Here is an 849-nt window from a genome sequence, read left to right on the forward strand (position 1 = left end):
CGCTGGAGTTTGGCGAAGAGGACGCCCGCGAGCCGTTGGCTGACGGCTTGAAGGCGATCTTCGCCGACCTGGCGGGCGGCGTGAGTTTCGCCGAAATCGCCACCAAGCAGCGCGCCGGCAAGACAGTTCCCGAAACCACCAACCCACTGCTGGCCGACGCCGAAGCCCGCAATAAACGATAGGAGGCCCCATGGCCACGTTTAACCAACCGAAAGATCCGGGCGACTTGTTGCTGGTTGAAGTCTGCCCCGGCTGGACGAAGGACAAGGTCACGCTGCTGGGCGGAGTGCATTACGCGTTCGGCCAGGTGCTGGCGAAAGTTTCCGGCAAGTACCAGGTGGTCGACCTCGCCGGAGCCGGAGCGGCCAAAAAATCGGCGGCGGTTTTGATTGAAGCCGTGGACGCAACAGCCAGTGACCAGCCGGGCGTGGTAGTCGCTCGCGGCGCCGTTCTCGATCTTGCCGAACTGGCTTGGCCGGAAGGCATTACCGAAGCGCAGAAGGCCACCGCCCTCGACGAACTCACCGCCCTGGGCATCGTCGCCCGTGCGGCCCTCTGATCTGGAGTACTCCATGAATCTGCAAGACATGTTCAGCGTTGCCAACCTCACCGCCGCCGTGAACAAGCTCCCCGCAATTCCCGGAAAAGTCGGCGCAATGGGGCTGTTTGACGAAAAAGGCGTAACCAGCACCAGTGTGGTTATCGATGAGCGCGAAGGCCGCCTGGTACTGGTGCCCAACACTTCCCGCAACGACGACCCGGCGCCGATGAAGGGCAGCAAACGCAAACGCCGCACCTTCGAAACGCTGCACCTGCCGCTCAACCGGCCGATCCTGCCGAGCCAATTGC

At 62.9% G+C, this 849-nt stretch carries 2 protein-coding genes and 1 pseudogene; all 3 read left to right on the plus strand.

Annotated elements, in window-relative coordinates:
• Window positions 1–182: pseudogene (locus tag DBR24_RS34315) on the plus strand (peptidase); the annotation flags it as partial.
• A gap of 8 nt (window positions 183–190) precedes the next feature.
• Window positions 191–559, plus strand: coding sequence for a head decoration protein (locus DBR24_RS29185; RefSeq protein WP_128616431.1), 369 nt, complete (start codon window positions 191–193; stop codon window positions 557–559).
• 13 nt (window positions 560–572) lie between these two features.
• Window positions 573–849, plus strand: a 277-nt coding sequence (locus DBR24_RS29190) for a major capsid protein (RefSeq protein WP_177490702.1), incomplete at its 3' end; no start/stop codon positions are given.

Source organism: Pseudomonas sp. HMWF006, from assembly GCF_003061205.1.
Lineage (GTDB): Bacteria > Pseudomonadota > Gammaproteobacteria > Pseudomonadales > Pseudomonadaceae > Aquipseudomonas > Aquipseudomonas monsensis.